We start from the raw sequence: 17000 nt of genomic DNA on the forward strand, positions 1-17000 counted from the left end.
AACACGATTTATTAGAGGAGTTTTCATATACAAAAGCGCCGAGTTCGAAATCGACGGTTCATGCAACGTTCACGTTCAAATTAATTAACCTTAGGGTATAATAATTTAAGATCGATAATCGCACCCCAAGGAGATGCATCTACCATGACCGATCCAACGAATGCCTTACCTCCCGCAAAAGTCAAACCAGCCCGCCGCCGATGGCGCAAAGCGCTGTATTGGGCAGCCGCGATCGTCTTCGTGCTCATTGTCGGCGGATTCGTCGCGCTGAACCAACTGACTTACGAGCCCGAGGAAGAAGCGCTCGCCGCGCTTCAGAGCGGCAGCGGCGTGACGGTCGTTATTCAGCCGGACGGATTCTACTTCGAACCCGCTACGGGCGATGCTCGCCAGCCTGCGGTCATCCTCTACCCCGGCGGCATGGTCGAACCCGAGAGCTACGCGCCGCTCGCCCGAGCGATCGCGGAGCGAGGTCACCGGGTCTACGTCGTCTCGATGCCGCTTAATCTCGCCATGTTCGGCGCGAACCGGGCGGATGGCATCATCGCTAATCATCCCGAGGATCGCTATGTGATCGGCGGCCATTCCCTCGGCGGCGTCTTCGCGGCCCGATACGCGGCCAAGCATCCGGATACGATCTCCGGCGCCTACTTCCTGGCTTCCTACGCCGATGAGGGCGGCAGCTTGAGCGGATCGCAGATCTCCGCGCTGCAAATCACCGGCACCAAGGATGGCGTAATGAATGCGGCCAAATGGGAGGAAGCCAAGACGAACCTTCCGGGGGATACGACGTATATCGCGATCAAGGGCGCCAACCACGGTCAGTTCGGCCTGTATGGCAAGCAAAAAGGAGACAACGACGCGGACATCTCGTCTGCCGAGCAAGTCGATGCCGTTGCGGACGCCATGATAGCGTGGATGGATAAGCTGGAGAAGAAGGAATAATCGCTGCCACTCGTGAGCGTCATGATACGCAAGAGCCGGAAGCTCGCCGGCTTGAAGACGAAATCTAGCTGCTATGAAGTCGGAATCTAGCTGCTATGAAGTCGGAATCTTGCCGAGATCTAACTGGCAATTAGTCGGCATCTAGCTGGTATATAGCCGTATTAGACGAAAGAGCCGCTGCGTCCGCAGCGGCTCTTTCGTTTGGCTATTTAGGGGAATAATATAGCAGGCGGCTTCGGTTCAGGCAATCTCTTCTTCCCGCCGATCCGCCATATTGGCCGACCGTTCGTATTCGGCCAGCACGGCCGATTGAATCTTCTCTCTCGCGGCGGACGAGATTGGATGCGCGATGTCGCGGAACTGGCCATCCGGAGTGCGCTTGCTCGGCATAGCGACGAACAACCGGCCCTCCATCTCGATCACGCGGATGTCATGAACGACGAATTCGTCGTCGAAAGTAATCGACGCAATGGCTTTCATCCGGCCGTCATTGTTCGCGGCGCGAAGTCGGATATCGGTAATTTGCATGAAGGTACCCACCTTTTCCATAGATGTCTAACCATTACAATACCATGCAAGCGGCTTCATTTCCTTCTCGGCCATTCTTAAAATTTCGTAAAGAAAGGCGAAACGGCTGCGCCATTCAAAAAAAAGAACCCACGATCCGCCGAGGACAATGGGTTCTTGCATGGAAATGCCGTTCCTATCAACGGCCGAAAGACGTTATTGCTCCAGCTTATTCCAAGATGTAATCTCTTCGATCGGAAGACGCGCAGTCGGATTACCCGAGCCCGCCGCCGCTTTTCCAATCGAGATGAGCATGACCGGAATGAGATGCGCCGGAATTTGGAAGCGCTCGATCAATTTCTCGTGCGAGAAGCCGCCCATCGGCACCGTGTCGTAGCCTCTGGCTTTGGCCGCCAGCATCAGCTGCATCGCGACAAGGCCGCCATCGATCAACGCCACGCTGCGCGCCGTCTCCGGGGACATCGTCCGGTAATATTCCTTCATCCGGGGCACGTACGCATCGCGTGCTTCCTTCGGCATTCCCGCTTCGACGGACAGGTCATAAATTTCGTCCGCGCGCTTGTAGGCTTCGGTGTCGCCGAGCAGAATAATCGTCGCCGCCGCGTCGACCACTTGTTTCTGGTTGTTGGCGATCGGGAGCAACTCCGCTTTCACCGCCGGGTCCGTCACCACCACGAAACGCCATGGCTGCAAGTTCGAGGAGGACGGCGCCAGCGTCGCTTCACGCAGCAATTCCTTAAGCTCTTCCTCCGTAATCGCCACGCTCGGATCATAGCCCCGGATCGATTGGCGTTCGCGAATGACCGAATAGAAATCCACGCCTGTTTTCTGCGTCATATCATAATTCCTCCATCTTCTCTAAACTGTAATTTAATTAGTTACTGTTATAACTTTAGTTACAGTATAGAGAGGAACCATGCCTTCTGTCAACGGTGAGAATAAAACTTTCTCCACCCGCGGATCGGCATAAGCAGCCTATGCTCGGTGAAGAGATGGTCGGTTCGGGACGCATATAAAAAAGGTACCGGACGGCTCGTTCGAGCCATCGCGGTCCCCTTCTTTCGTCAGTCCGAAGCAGCATGATTGTCTGCCAAGCCGATATCGTTACGTTCGCGTATTAACCCATCGGCGGGCCGGCCGTATCGCGCTCTAACGCGCACCGATGTTCGTCCCGCTCGGCGTACCCGCGCCTTTCAAATCGCTGTTGTCTGTCAGCTTCAGGAAATTACCCGGATTCGGCGAGCCTTCCGCGCTGCGCGTCACCGACGGCGTCAGGCTGACGAAGTCGGCCGCGCTCGCCGCCAGTCCATTTGCGTTCACGGTCGCGTTGTTCTTCCACCAGACGTTCGTGCCGCTAATGTCGGTGCCGCTCGTCTTATCGCTAGAGCCCCCGTCGAAGGAGAGATTGTTCGTGAACTTGTGCGTGCCGACGTCGAACGCGAAATTGCTCTGCCCGTTGTCCCAAGACGTATTGTTCGTCATCGTAATGGAGCCCGGGTTGCTGTTGTAAGTGAAACCGTGCTTCTTGTTCTGGTAAGCGATGCTATTCAAGACGATATGGTCGACCGGGATTTGCTCGCCGCCCAGCTTGAAGCCGTTGCCGTCGCTATTGGTCGTCGAGGTGCCGTCCGACGTCTGCCCGTTATGATGCGCGATACTGTTGCGGATCGTGACGGCGCCGATCGGCCCCGTATCGGTCTTCGCGTACAAATCCCAGCCGTCGTCCACGTTATACGCCGCGATGCAGCCTTCGAACACGTTACCCGGCCCGACCGTGAGCTTCGCCGCGAACCCGTCCGCGTCCTCGCCGTTGTCCGGATCGTAATTGTCGTGGGAATAGCTGTTGATGACCTGATTGTATTGCGGCCATTCGCTGTATGCCGCGGTCGACGCGTAACGACCCAGCTGAATGCCCGTATCGCGGTTGTGATGCGCCTCTACGTTGCGGATGACGTTATAATTGCCCCCGATGAAAATGCCGTTGTCGCCGGCCCCCTTCACCTCGAGCCGCTCCACGTTCCAATAATGGCCGAACAGCTGCAGGCCGCGATTGGCGGAGCCGAACGCCTGCCCCGAGAAGTCGAGCACCGGCTTCTCGCTGCCGTAGGCGACGAGTTTCTTCGGACTGCTCGCCGTTCCGTCGTTGCCGCGCGCGATCGTGATCGTCGAGGAATAACTGTACGTTCCGCCGCGCATATAGATCGTTTTGCCGGCGGCGATGCGCGTCAGCGCGGATTCCAGCGTGGTCGGGCTATCCAGCGTGCCGGCGTTATTGGCATTGCCAGTCGGAGAGACGAACAAGTCTCCGGCTGCCGGAGTCGGCGGCGTTCCGGGATCGGTGCCGGGATCCGTGCCGGGATCCGTACCGGGATCGGTCGCGCCGCCGCCCGTCGTGACGGTGACGTCGTCGAATTTGGACGCCGTCTTGACCGCGAGCAAGCCGGCTCCGCCGGATGCCAAGGCGGTGTCCGAGGCGGTCAGTTCCTTCACGCCGTTGACGTACATCGTAATGGTCGATCCGACCATTTCCAATTTTACGTTATACCACGTTCCGGTCGATAAGGCGTACGTTTTGGAAGCGAGCGTCGTCGAGGAGCCGCCGACCTTCTTGCGAATCTCCAGCTTGCCTCCGCTGCTGTTATACAACGACGCGGCGTAATAGTTATTGCCGTCCTTGTAACGGCCGGCCACATAAGTCCGGTTCGTGCCGTTGAAGTTGTCGACCTTCACCTTAGCCTCGACGGCGTAATCCGTCCACGACGCGCTGCCAGCCGACGTGCGGCCTTCGCTCGTGCCGGTCTGCGCGTACACATAGTTGCCCCCGTCGGCTACGACGGACCAGCTGCCCGTCGTAGCCGTCCAGCCCGCGGCGTTCCCATCGTTGAAATTATCGCTGAAAGGCGTCTCCGCCGCCGCGGTGCCGTATATGGCGAACGGGACGGCCAACGCCATGCACAGCGTGACCACCGTGCCTTTAAAGGTTTTCGCTTGGAACGGATTGCGTTTGCTCATCGTTACCCTTTCCTCCTTTGAATGTCCGGTCTATCGCGTCTTAAGCTCCCGGCCAATGTTGTTCCTATGAGCCTGAACGTTCAGTCTGCGGTCAACCACCTCCCTTCAAAAGACGCGGCTTCGAGGCACGATCGGGCGTCGCTCGCCTCTCGCTTCGGCGAACAGCCGAGCAAGCGCGAACAGGCAACTCTCTACTGACCGATCAACCCTTCAACCCGCTCGTGCTAATCCCTTCGACGATATACCGCTGGAACAGGAAGAAGACGACGAACACCGGAACGACGCTCAGCGTCGACATGGCGAACAGCGCGCTCCAATTCGTGATCGAATCGGGATCGGAGAACATTTTCAGCCCCAGCGACACGGGATACAGCTGCGGTTTGTTCAAGTAGAGCAGCGGTCCCATGAAGTCGTCCCAGCGCCAGTAGAAGGAGAAAATCGCGCACGTCATCATCGCCGGCACGATCAGCGGCACGATAATGCGCGAGAATATCGCGAACTTGCCGCATCCGTCGATCTTGGCCGCTTCGTCCATCTCATGAGGCAACGTACGAATGAACTGCATGATGAGGAAGATGAAGAAAGGCGTGCCGAATAAGGTCGGCAGGATAAGCGGCCAATAGGTGTCGATCCAGCCGAACCAGTTGAACATCACATACTGGGGCACCATGATGATCTCGAACGGCAGCATCATCGTCAGCATCATGCAGACGAACCAGACCTTCTTCCAGCGGAACCGGATGCGGGCGAACCCGTACGCGATGAGCGCGGAGGAGGCGACGCTTCCGAAGGTCGACAACAGCGTAATGATCGTCGAGTTCAAGAAGAAGGTCGCGAACGTAACGCCGCCGAACCCCTTCCAGCCCTCGATATAGCTCGAGAAATCAAGCCTGTTCGGGAGGAGCGAATGGGCCGTCGTGAAGATCGTGCCGTTATCCTTGAAGGAGCCGGCTACCATCCACAGCAGCGGATAGAGCATCATGAACGTCAGCGCGAGCAGGAGCAGCTGCTCGCCCGCCAGCTTGATAACCGCCTTTCGCCGCGCCTGCATATTACCGCTCTCCTTCCGATTCGTAGTGGACCCAATACGAGGAGCTCTTAAAGATCAATGCCGTGAACAGCCCGATGACGAGCAGCAGCAGCCACGCCATCGCCGACGCATACCCCATATCGAAGAAGGTGAACGCGCGCTGGAACATATACAGCACGTACAGCAGCGTCGAATTGAGCGGCCGACCGTCCTCGAAAATGATATAGCTCGGCGTGAACGCCATAAACCCTTGGATCGTCTGCATGACCACGTTGAATAAGATGATCGGCGTCAGCAGCGGAATCGTGATGTTGATGAACCGACGCCAGGGACCGGCGCCGTCCACCTCCGCCGCTTCGTAATAAGAAGCCGGGATGTTCTTCAGCCCCGCGAGGAAAATAAGCATCGACGAGCCGAACTGCCAGCCGTACAGCAAAATGAGCGTCCAGATTGCGTACGACGGATCGCCGAGCCACGACACGGTCGGCAGTCCAAGCTTCGCCAGAATCGAGTTAAGCGCCCCTTCGTTACCGAACAACTGTCGCCACATAACAGATACCGCAACGCTGCCGCCGATGACCGACGGCAGGTACAGCAGCGTCCGGTACACGCCCTTCAGGACGACGAGCCTCGCCAGCAACAGCGCGATCGCCAGCGCGAAGACGAGCCGGAACGGCACGGCCGTGAAGACGTAGAACAGCGTCACCTTGATAGACTTGATAAACTTCGTATCGTCCATGAGCATCCGCTCGTAATTGTCCAAGCCAATCCAGCGCGGCGTGCCGAGCATGTCGTAGTTTGTGAACGACAGGTACAGCGACATCGCCACCGGGAATACCGTCAGCGCGAAAAATCCGATGAGAAACGGCAGAATGAACAGATAACCGGTCAGATTATCGTTCTCCATCCCCTTCTTGCGCCTGCGCTTGCCCTTCGCCTCAGCCGCCAGAAGCGGCATGGAAGCCTCCTGTTTCATTACATTCCCGCCTTCCCTTCAGCGTCTGCGTATGCGGGCCGGTTCCGCCCGAGGATGCGCTTCCCGCGGACCATCCGTCATAGAACCGGCCCTTCTCCAGCCGCTCGTCGCTCTTGTTATTCCGCGCCGCGCGCGATGATCTCTTCCGCCCGCTTGCGGAACTCGGCCGCCGCTTCTTCCGGCTTCAGCTGCTTATACATGACCTGCTCGTTGATCTCTTCCATCGCCTTGGAGATTTCCGACGCGCCGGCCGGATAGACGCTGTCGATCGGGCTGCTGTTCGCGCCGATCATATCGATATAGTCGAAGATCATTTTGTTCGTCTCGTCCAGGTCCGCCGCCAGCGCTTCGCGAATGTCGGAGGTGATCGGCACGCCGCGCTCGCCCTTCATGATCTTGTTCGCTTCCGCGTCGTTGATGAAGTAGTTGATGAACTTCGCCGCTTCCTCCTGATGCTTCGATTGCTTGCTGATCGAGAAGAACAGCGACGGCTTCAAGTACATCCCTTTGCTACTATCCGGTCCCGGCAGCGGCGCCAGCTTCAACATCCGGTTCGCCGCCTTCGTAAGCGCGACGACCTGGTTCGACCAGCGGAAGTCGAACGGCGCCTTCCCGTGCACGATGAGCTGATCTTCGATCGCCTCGTGCTGCATGATCACGTCCATCGACGGATACGTCTTCTTCTCCTGCTGCTCCAGCGTCATCGCCAAGTAGTCGGTCAGCAGTTTGTCGTCGAAGCCCAGTCCCTTGCCGTCGGCGCTGTACATCGTCTGTCCGTGCTGGCGGACGTAGTATTCGAAAATATTCGTGATCTCCAGCCCTTGCGTGCCGTAGTTGCCGGACTTGGCGTGCACCGCTTCGGCCGCCTTCTTCCAGTCGTCCCACGTCCAATTCAGATCCGGCGACGCGACGCCCGCGTCCTGCAGCATCTTCTCGTCGTAGATGACCGTGAGCGCGTTCATCCCAAGCGGAATGCCGAGCAGTTTCCCGTTCGCGACGCCCGACGCCATGATGCCCTCGTTCGCTTTGCCGACGTCGATCGTGCCGTTCTCGGTAAGCGGCTTCATGTCGAGCAGCACGTCCTTGCTCGCGTATTGCGTCAAATATTCGCCGAAGTTCATTTGCAGCACGTCCGGCATGTTGTTGCCCGCGACCATCGCGGCCAGCTTCTCCCAATACCCGTCGAAGCTTGTGAACTCCGTCTCGATTTTCACGTGCGGATTGTTCGATTCGTATAGCTTCACCACTTCGTTCGTCAGATCGTGCCGGGTTTGGGAGCCCCACCACATGAGACGCAGGGTAACGTCTTCTTCTCCGCCTTCGGTCTTCGCCGGCTCCGTCTGGTTCGCGCCTTCGCTGGTCTCGGCCGGTGCCGCGTTATTGCCGGCGACGCCGTTGTTCGTCTCCGCGCCGTTACTGCCTCCGCCGCTGCATGCCGACAGCGAGAATGTCAACAGCAATGCCGCGGCAAGCGTCATGAACGTCGAGCGTGTTCTCATCATATCGATAGACCTCCTTGGGCTTATCTCGTTTATCTTCCTCTTCATGGTAGCGCATACAACGCCGGGCGAAAATGAAACGAAACGGTCTAATTCGTTAAAAAAACCGATATCGCAAGGGGCGTGCGCCCGCGGTATCGGCTTGTTGACGTTCATTATTGCGGCTTTCGTTCAATTTTCCGACATGTTGGATAGCTGCTTCTTATACTCCGACGGCGTCGAGCCCGTATGTTTCTTGAACACTTGGCTGAAATATTGCGGATTGCCGCGGAACCCGACCTTCGCGGCGATGTCCAATATTTTGACGGATTCGGCGCGGGCGATCAGCCGCATCGCCTCTTCCATGCGCACGCGGATCATGTAGAGCGAGAATTTCTCGCCGGTTTCCTTCCGGAACAGCTTCCCGAGGTAGTCCACGTTCAAGTAGAAGATGTCGTGCGCCAGCTTCGACAGCGTCAGCGACTCGTCGTCCAGATGATCCTCCACGTAACGAACCACTTGCGCGATGACTTTGGACTGCGTCTGCACGTTGGCCTCGTAATTGCGCTCCGCCGCCTCGACGGCCGCCTGGAGCAGATAGTCCTCCGTCTGGTCGAGCGTATCGAACGCATCTTCCCGCAGCAGGAACGTCTCGAGCCCGCGCATCGGTCTCGCCCGCGCCTGCCCGCTTCCGTCGGCCCCGGCCGACCATGACGGCTTCGCCCGCCCCTTCTCGCGCAGCAGCACGAGATAGAGCTCGAGCACGCACGATTTGACGAGCCCGACGTCCAGCTTGCTTGCCTTCAGACGGGCGATCGTCTCGCGGACGAATTCGCGGGCGCGTTCCGTATTCCCGCTGCGCACCGCGATGGCGAACGCTTCCGTGTCTACCTCCAGTTCCATCGGAAGCCCTTCGGCCGGATGGTGAATATCCTCGGACGTGATAATGCTCCCTTCCCCCAAATAGAACCGGTGCGACAAGCAAGCTTGCGTCTCGCGGTACAGCATCCGCAGCTGCGTGATCAACCCCGGATGGCTGACGGCGATCGTCAGATCGAGCCGGAAATATTGCCCGTAGATTCGCTTGACCCGCTCCAGCAAGGCGAGCCACTCGGCCAGCTCTCCTTCTTCGACGAGCAGAACGAGCCGCTCGCCGATCGTGGTGTTGAGCAGCACATGCCTTCCCGATTCCCGAACAAGTTCCTCGGCGATGTTATGCAGCGCGAACAGATGCTCGAATTCGCAGCTGCCTTCGATCTCGAACAACAGCAGACGGACCGAACGGTCATCGATGTCGAGACCGAGCAAGCCGCCGTAGTAATCCCAGTCCCGCTTGCTGTACGTCTTGTTCATGAGGCATTCCTTCAGAAATTGCTCCTTGATTTGCGGCAGCACCCGCGCGAGCTGCTCCATCGTCGACGCCTTGAACGACTCCTGCCGTTCCCGTTCCCGCAGCTCCTCCACCGCTTCGTCCAGCACGCCCGCGATTTCGTCTTCCGAGCAAGGCTTAAGCAAATAATGGCGTACCCCCAGCTTCATCGCCGTCTGGGCGGAGGCGAACTCCTCATGCCCGGAGAGGACGATGAAGTGCATGCGCGGATAGCGCTCCTTCGCCCATTGAATGAGCTCGATGCCGCCAAGCTCCGGCATCCGGATATCGGTAATGACGATATCCGGCGGCTGCGCTTCGATCAGCCGGACCGCATCCTTCCCGTTGACCGCTTTGCCCGCCAGACGCGTGCCGTGCTTGTCCCACTCCACGACGCTTGCGATGCCTTCGAGAATAATCCGCTCGTCGTCCACGAGCAGCACGTTATACATGATCTCCCTCCCATCTGTACGGCACGCGGATACGTACCGTCGTCCCTGACTCGGCTCCGGCTTCGATCTCGACGCCGTATTCATCCCCGAACATGAGCCGGATCCGCTCGCGAATGTTGCTCAGTCCGATCCCCGTCCCCTTCGAGACGACCCGCCCTTCCCGGATGGCCGCCAGCGTCGCCTCGTCGATGCCGGGTCCGTTGTCCGTCACGCATATGGTCATATGCGATTCGCCCGCGACGAACGAGAGCGTGATGGCGCAAGGCGCCGACATCGCCTCCAAGCCGTGCTGGATCGCGTTCTCGATGACCGGCTGCACGGTCAATTTCGGGATATAACAGCCCGCCAGCTGCTCGTCGCCTTCGATGCGCAGCTGCAGTCTTTCGCCGAACCGGATTTGCTGAATCGTCGCATAGTTGCGGACGAACCGCATCTCTTCCTCGATCGTAATGAGCGGTTCCTTGCGGCTGATGATGCCCCGCAGCAGACGGCCGAGCGCCGTCACCATCGCCGAGATGTCGGGCTGCCGATTCGCCTTGGCCATCCAGTTGATCGACTCCAACGTGTTGTACAGAAAGTGCGGGTTGATCTGCGCCTGCAGCGCTTTGTATTCCGATTCGTTAATCGCCAGCTGCTTCGCGTAATTCTCGCGGATGAGCGCGTTGATCGTCTCCAGCATGAGGCGAAAATGACGGTGGATTTGGCCTGTCTCGTCCATATTCAAATTCTCGTCCCGGAACAGGTCGGCCGAATCGATGTTCCCCTTCTGAACCAGCTTCATCTTGGCCGTCAGCTGCTCCAAAGGCTTGGAGATTGCGCGGCCGGCCACCCTGGCGAAGTAGAGCGCGAGCATGAACAGCAGCGCATAGAGGCCGAACAGGCCGCACTTGATCATCTTGGACTGCAGGAAGACGCTGCCGTACGGCAGGACGTTGTAGTAAGTAAAGGATTGGTACTTGGAGATGAGATGGGTGATGAAATACGCGTCGCCGTTCAACTTCATAATCGTGTAGCCCTGCCGCTCGCGAAGCGGCAGTTGGGCTAGCTGCTCGGACGGGCCATCGCCGCTCGCCAGCACGACGCGCCCCGCATGCTCCATAACGAAGAAGCGGCCTTCCGCCAGTTCGAGCGACTGACCGGTCAATCGCTTCATGTCGACGAAGACGATCATGACGCCGAGATTTTTCAAGCTGAGACCGCTCATCCGGCGAATCTGCCGGGCGGCGATCAGCACGTTGGGCTCGTCGGCCGGCAACCAGACGACCGAGCCGCCCGCCTCCATCGCCTTCCGCTCGTACGCTTCCGTGTCCAGGCGATAACGCGAGGTGATGGCTGCCTGACTCTCGCCGCCCGACGCATCGTTAACCTGGATCGCCGCGATGGCGCGTTGATGCCGGGCGAGCTCGACGAGCCGATCCATCAGCTTGTCCTTCATTTTGAAATAATCGTATTCGTTCATCGTGTCGGTCACGCTTGACAACTGCGACTGGATCGTCCGGTCGCTGAGAATGTCGAAGGTCAAATCCTCGATCTCCCTCAACTTGCCGTCGACCGTGCCCGAAGACAAATTCAGCACTTGCGCCGCCTCGGCGTACACCTTGTCCTCGTAAATACGAGTCGCGAAATGAACGGCGATCATGCTGAGCCCCGACACGAGCGCCATGATGACGGCCGTGATGAGGAAAATTTTGTTCTTGATCAACTGGTTGTTGTAGTAAGCGCGCACCTGCAAGACGGACGGTACCTCCTTTAGCCGATGCTTCTTTCACGACCCATTCGACGCGGCTCTCCTTTTCTCCTGTGGAAACGCTATCTTTTCCAACTTTGGCCCCAGAATCTCAATTGCCGCAAAAAGAGATTGCGTTACGTTTGCCTTTCGAGACCGCCCTTCCGCATGCCGATCGCGGATGGCCCGCAACTTTTTTCTTCGGAATTCGAAACCAAGCTATTCGTCTCCCGTATCACCTGTCTATAAGAGGCTTTACGCAAATTGCATAGGAAGAACCGCTCCAAAGGGGAGTAGCTGGTACAATAAACGTCGTCATTACGAGCGCGCGGCTTGCGCCTCCGGCTTTATTGGCACTGCCGTTCAGACGGCACTGTTAGCGAGACCTTTGCCTTATATAAGGCAGAGGTCTCTTTTCTTTTGCGCAAATGGCTGGAGTCGCTGATTTTCACTATTCTAAGGAGGTCCCACAATGGAATTCGGATTGTTGCTGGAGTATGGTTGGGTATTGCTCGTATTGATTGCGCTGGAGGGTCTTCTTGCCGCCGACAACGCGCTCGTGCTGGCGATCATGGTGAAGCATTTGCCGGAGCAGGAACGAAAGCGAGCATTGTTCTACGGATTGGCCGGCGCGTTCGTCTTCCGATTCGCCTCGCTGTTCGCCATCTCCTTCCTCGTGGACGTGTGGCAAGTACAGGCGCTCGGCGCGCTATACTTGTTGTTCATCGCGCTTAACCATATCTTCCGCAAGCTGATCGTGAAGAAAGGCGAAGACGACGACGCGAAACGCGAGAAAAAAGAACGCAAGCCGAGCGGCTTCTGGATGACCGTGCTGAAAGTCGAGATCGCCGATATCGCGTTCGCGATCGACTCGATTCTGGCGGCCGTCGCCCTCGCGGTGGCGCTGCCGACGACGAGCCTGCCGGATATCGGCGGCATGGACGGCGGTCACTTCATCGTGATTTTCCTCGGCGGCTTCATCGGTCTCGTCATCATGCGTTTCGCCGCCACGTTGTTCGTGAAATTGCTGGAGAGCCGCCCGGCGCTGGAAGTCGCGGCGTTCTGCATCGTCGGCTGGGTCGGCGTGAAGCTCGCGGTTCATACGCTGGCGCACCCTTCGATCCATGTCATCCCGCATGATTTCGCCGAGTCGACCGCTTGGAAACTCACCTTCTACGCCGTGCTGATCGGCATCGCGGTGTCCGGCTGGTTCCTCTCCGGCGGCAAAAGCAAGGAGAACCAAGCGTCCCACGCGGCGTAATTCCTTTCACCCACGCCCCTTCCCCCTCCAACGGAAGGGAACCAGAGGGTTAAGCTTATGCTTCCGATGTCGTTTTTCTTCGAAAAACGTTCAACCCTCTGGACTCTGCTAATAAGCGTGCCTCGTTTCGCGGCCGTCCTTGATGTGTCCTTTCGCAATAAGCCGCTTTGTCCTACCGGACAAAGCTTTTGTTCGAGCTTCGTTCGAGACGGTTTGCCTTGGGGTGTAAAACTGTCACTCCGAGCACTTGGCGGGACAACGTGCTGACCCTTCGCTTTCGCCCACTCCCGTGGACACGCTTTTTTGTTCCACAACATGAACGACCGCATAATTTTCTAAACGAAAATAAAGCAGTCCCGTCTTGAAGGCGGGTCTGCTTTTTTCGAATACCAACGAAAAAAACGAAGAGGCCGCCCCGCCTTCCCAGGGCAACCTCTCCGACACGCACGCGCGATCCCATCGGACTTATTTCGTGAATACCTTCACTTCCTTCGGTCCGAGCGTCGCGGTGATCGAGCCGTTATTGACCGTCAGCGTGTCCGAACCCAGTTGATTCTTAAGCTGCGTCCCGCTGGCCAGGTTATCCAAGTTGCCGATCGTCTTCGTCTGGCTGCTCCACGAATTGTTGATCAGCACGACGACTTCGTCGCCCTCCTTCGACCGTTGGAACGCGTAGAACGCGCTCTCCGCCGCCTTCTCCTTCTGCGAGCCGTTCTGCAGCGCCGGATGGCTATTGCGCACGCCGTTCAGCTTGGCGATGTACGTATACAGTTCGTGGTTCGCATTCGGCACGACGTCTTCGCGGTTGCTCGGGTCATCGCCGCCCGTGTAGCCAAGCTCCGTCCCTTGATACACGATCGGAATGCCGCGCGAGGTGAACATGAACCCGAGCGCCGCCTTCAGTTGCGGCCATTTGTCGCTGCGATTAGACGGATTGCCGGTCGCCGCGTTCAAGAACCGTTTCACGTCGTGGTTATCGAGGAACAGTCCGTTATAGCGGGTATCCCGGTACTTGGCATCCTGCGCATAGCGATCCCGGATGAGCGTCATGGAGGCGTCGCCGCCGAAGACGTCTTTGAACGTGTAATACATCGGGAAGTCGAGCACCGCATCGAGATAGTTGCTGTAATCGCCGACATAACCGGCGTCGCCGCTGTATACTTCGCCGATCGTGAACGTATTGGCCGCGGCGTCGAATTCCTTCAGCGCCCACTTGGGCACATGCTTCGCCGTATCCACGCGCAAGCCGTCCACGCCGGACTCCCGCTTCAGCCAGCCGATCCAGTTCTTCAGCTCGGACATGACCGCCGGATTCTCCTGATTCAGGTCATCAAGGCCGGCCACGTCGCCATTCTCGATTTTCGACTGATTGTTAGCGTTGTAATCCGCGCTCGTAATGTCGCCGTTATGGTGATACCAATCGGCGTTGTTGAACGGCGCCTTCGCATATCCGCTGTTGTTGAAATCGCCGGCGTGATTGAGCACGACGTCTAGCATGACCGCCATCCCTTTGCCGTGCGCCGCGTTCACCAGTTCTTGAAATTTCGCCATCGTGCCGAGGTGGCCGTCGATCGCGTAGAAATCATAGGTGTGATAGCCGTGATAAGCGTTGTCGCTGCGCTGCATCTGAACCGGCGTAATCCAGATCGCGTTGAAGCCCATGTTCTTGATGTAGTCCAAATTGTTGATGATGCCCTGGAAGTCGCCGCCGTGCCATTTGGTCATGTCCGACTTGTTCGCGTTGAATCCGCCGTAATTATCATTGCTCGGATCGCCGTTCACGAATCGGTCGGTCATGATGAAATAGATGTTTTTGGTCGACCAGTCGGCCAAATCGACCGGCGTACCTCCGCCCCCATTGCCCGTACCTCCGTCGACGGAAGGAGCGCCGGGCGCAATGGCGCCCGCCGCTCCGTTCGTCCCCGGCGTGTAGGTCGACGTGCCTGCCGGGAAAATATAGTTCTTCTGGTTATTGCTGTCCCAAGTGCCGCTGCCGTTGTTGAAAGCCACTTCGACCGACGTCGCGCTGCCGAGCGCGATCGTGATCGACGCATAGCCGCTCACATCGGAATCCGCCATCGCCGCGCCCGGCGCCGTCGTCCAGGTGCCGCCGGCTACCCGGTAATGCGCGTAAGGGGCCGCGAACCCTTTCTTGTAATAAATGACGGCCGTATTGGTCGTGCCTCCGCCGGTTCCCGATGGCTTGCCGGACGTAATCGCGCCAGCTCCGCCGTTCGCGCCAGGCGAATAGGTCGACGTCCCCGTCTGGAAGATATAGTTGCTCGACGAATTGCTGTCCCAAGTGCCGCTGCCGTTATTGAAGGCAACCTCGACCGATGTCGCGCTGCCGAGCGCGATCGTAATCGACGCGTAGCCGCTTACGTCCGAGTCCGCCATCGCCGTACCCGGCGCCGTCGTCCAGGTGCCGCCGGCTACCCGATAGTGGGCATAAGGCATCGCGAACCCTTTCTTGTAATAGATCGTCGCCGAATTGGTGCCCGTGCCCGTGTCGCCCGATGGTTTGCCAGGGGTGATCGCGCCTGCCGCGCCATTAGCGCCCGGCGTGTACGTATAGGTGCCGACGCCGAAGATATAGTTCTTCGTCGCGTTGCTGTCCCATGTGCCGCTGCCGTTATTGAAGGCAGCTTCCAGCTGGAAGGCGGAGCCGATATTGACGGTGAGCGCCGCATAACCGTTCACGTCCGAATTCGGCATCGCAACGCCTGGCGCGGTCGTCCATGCGCCGCCCGCAGGACGGTAGTGCATGTATGGCGTCGCAAAGCCTTTCTTATAATACACCGTCACCGAGTTGTTCGTGGTATTATCCGGCGTGGAATACTTCGTGACGTAGTTCTTGAAATTCGCCATCTCGCCCGTGGCCGAGCCGTCGCCGTTCACCACGTTATTGATGCGCAGCAGCGTAAACCCGGTATACCCGTACCTCGTCAGCTTCTCCTCGATCTTGGAGAAACCGCCCGATCCGCCGACCGGCAGCGCGTTCTCCCCGTTCAGGCGAACGCCCTTGCTATTGGCAATTGCGGATACTTGATCGACGAGCGTGGACGGCATGTTGTAATTCGGCGCGCTGCCCGAATCGTACATTTCCAAGCATGTGAACGTCAGATCCATATTCGTGTCCTTGAACTTCTGGATGAGGCGGTTGTAGTCGTAATAGCCTGCTGCATTCTCCGCGCTGTGCGGCATCGTCGGGTTCGTCATCTGCCAGTGGACGCCGGAGATTTTGGCGCCAACCGGCACGTTGAACACCGGATCGAAGCTTTCGTGCGCGGCTTGGGCGATGACGCCAAGGTGATTCTCCAGCACGCTTTGGTACCAGGAGAGGAAGTCCTTGCCGTAGGTCGTGTTATAGCCGCCGCTCGTGTAGAATCCGTCGCCGTCCGACGGCGGGTTGATCTGGCTATCTGCGGTCAGGCTCGTTCCCCAAGCGGAATTGATGCCGGCGAGCGTCCCGTATTTGGTCTTCACCGCCGTGCGGAACGTCTGCTTCGCGTGCTCCGAATACACCTGGAATTTGCCGCGGGACGGATAGCTCCAACCGGCCGGCGGATAGTAGGACGGGAAGCGAAGCTCGCCGGACGGACCGCCGCTCAAGTAGATTTTCGGAATGATCGATTTGTACTCGGCGAAGGCAGCCGCGAACGCGCTGTACAGCTCCTTGTACTGTTGGCCGACGCCGCTCCACAGCGGGGATACCGCTTCGGAATTCACGAAGCCCGTCTCGCTCTTCAGTTTCATCTCGTCCGCCGTTCCTTTGCTCCAGAGCCAGGACGGGATCTCGACGAAGCAGGCATCGCCGACGTTGTCGCCGCACTTATGCGTCGAGATGATCGGAATCCATTTCAAACCAACCTCTCTCACTACGCTTGCGTACTGCTTGTAGTAGCTCCAGTCGAATTGGTTGTCGCCCGCGCCTTCCACCATGCCCCACCAGACATCCTGCGTGATTGCGTATACGTTGTTGTTCTTCAGCGTCTGCAGCTGGGCTTTGAACGCGTTCCAATCCGTCACCTGCGACAGCGGCCCCATCACGGCCGCCTTGAAATTGCTTGCGACCGCCGCTTCGGTATTCTTCACGTTGATCGAGAAGATGACCGAGAACAGCATAACCGCGCTGAGCAACAGCGAGACGCTTCTTCTCGCCTTCGACCTTAAACTTGACACACTAACCAGCCTCCTCGTCCAATTGCCTGCATGCTCTGACT

At 58.2% G+C, this 17000-nt stretch carries 10 protein-coding genes and 2 pseudogenes; 2 read left to right on the plus strand and 10 right to left on the minus strand.

The window, feature by feature from the left end; genetic code table 11:
- Window positions 1–144 precede the first annotated feature (144 nt).
- A complete protein-coding gene (locus BCM02_RS09635) occupies window positions 145–945 on the plus strand; it encodes an alpha/beta fold hydrolase (protein WP_148928878.1) in 801 nt (266 codons plus the stop codon).
- Between the two features lie 240 nt (window positions 946–1185).
- Here BCM02_RS09635 and spoVG read toward each other — a convergent pair whose 3' ends face one another.
- The 9 genes and pseudogenes from spoVG to BCM02_RS09675 form a co-directional block, all read right to left on the minus strand.
- Window positions 1186–1473, minus strand: a complete 288-nt coding sequence (gene spoVG, locus BCM02_RS09640) for a septation regulator SpoVG (RefSeq protein WP_148928879.1) — start codon at window positions 1471–1473, stop codon at window positions 1186–1188.
- A 195-nt stretch (window positions 1474–1668) separates the two neighbouring features.
- Window positions 1669–2310 carry a nitroreductase family protein gene (locus tag BCM02_RS09645; protein ID WP_148928880.1) on the minus strand — a complete coding sequence of 214 codons (642 nt, stop codon included), beginning with the start codon at window positions 2308–2310 and terminating at the stop codon, window positions 1669–1671.
- A 312-nt stretch (window positions 2311–2622) separates the two neighbouring features.
- Window positions 2623–3792, minus strand: a pseudogene (locus BCM02_RS09650) (right-handed parallel beta-helix repeat-containing protein); the annotation flags it as partial.
- A 138-nt stretch (window positions 3793–3930) separates the two neighbouring features.
- Window positions 3931–4485, minus strand: a pseudogene (locus BCM02_RS35920) (LamG-like jellyroll fold domain-containing protein); the annotation flags it as partial.
- Between the two features lie 202 nt (window positions 4486–4687).
- Window positions 4688–5536, minus strand: coding sequence for a carbohydrate ABC transporter permease (locus BCM02_RS09655; RefSeq protein WP_148928881.1), 849 nt, complete (start codon window positions 5534–5536; stop codon window positions 4688–4690).
- A 1-nt stretch (window position 5537) separates the two neighbouring features.
- The gene (locus BCM02_RS09660; RefSeq protein ID WP_425466168.1) at window positions 5538–6464 is read right to left on the minus strand and encodes a carbohydrate ABC transporter permease; all 927 of its coding nucleotides are present in this window, start codon (window positions 6462–6464) and stop codon (window positions 5538–5540) included.
- Window positions 6465–6607: 143 nt separating this feature from the next.
- The gene (locus BCM02_RS09665; RefSeq protein WP_187434119.1) at window positions 6608–7993 is read right to left on the minus strand and encodes an ABC transporter substrate-binding protein; all 1386 of its coding nucleotides are present in this window, start codon (window positions 7991–7993) and stop codon (window positions 6608–6610) included.
- A gap of 168 nt (window positions 7994–8161) precedes the next feature.
- Window positions 8162–9790, minus strand: coding sequence for a response regulator (locus BCM02_RS09670; protein WP_187434120.1), 1629 nt, complete (start codon window positions 9788–9790; stop codon window positions 8162–8164).
- Window positions 9783–11516 carry a sensor histidine kinase gene (locus tag BCM02_RS09675; RefSeq protein ID WP_246183338.1) on the minus strand — a complete coding sequence of 578 codons (1734 nt, stop codon included), beginning with the start codon at window positions 11514–11516 and terminating at the stop codon, window positions 9783–9785. Before BCM02_RS09675 ends, BCM02_RS09670 begins: the two co-directional genes overlap by 8 nt.
- 472 nt (window positions 11517–11988) lie before the next feature.
- On the opposite strand from BCM02_RS09675, the gene BCM02_RS09680 reads away from it, so the two are divergent.
- Entirely contained in the window at window positions 11989–12777 is a 789-nt protein-coding gene (locus BCM02_RS09680) for a TerC family protein (RefSeq protein ID WP_148928885.1), read from the plus strand.
- Window positions 12778–13242: 465 nt separating this feature from the next.
- Here the strand turns inward: BCM02_RS09680 and BCM02_RS09685 are convergent, their stop codons facing one another.
- On the minus strand, window positions 13243–16902 hold the full coding sequence (locus tag BCM02_RS09685; RefSeq protein WP_148929221.1) for a family 14 glycosylhydrolase: 3660 nt from the start codon (window positions 16900–16902) through the stop codon (window positions 13243–13245).
- Window positions 16903–17000: the final 98 nt, after the last annotated feature.

Origin of the sequence: Paenibacillus methanolicus (assembly GCF_008124765.1) — a bacterium.
GTDB lineage: Bacteria > Bacillota > Bacilli > Paenibacillales > Paenibacillaceae > Paenibacillus_Z > Paenibacillus_Z methanolicus.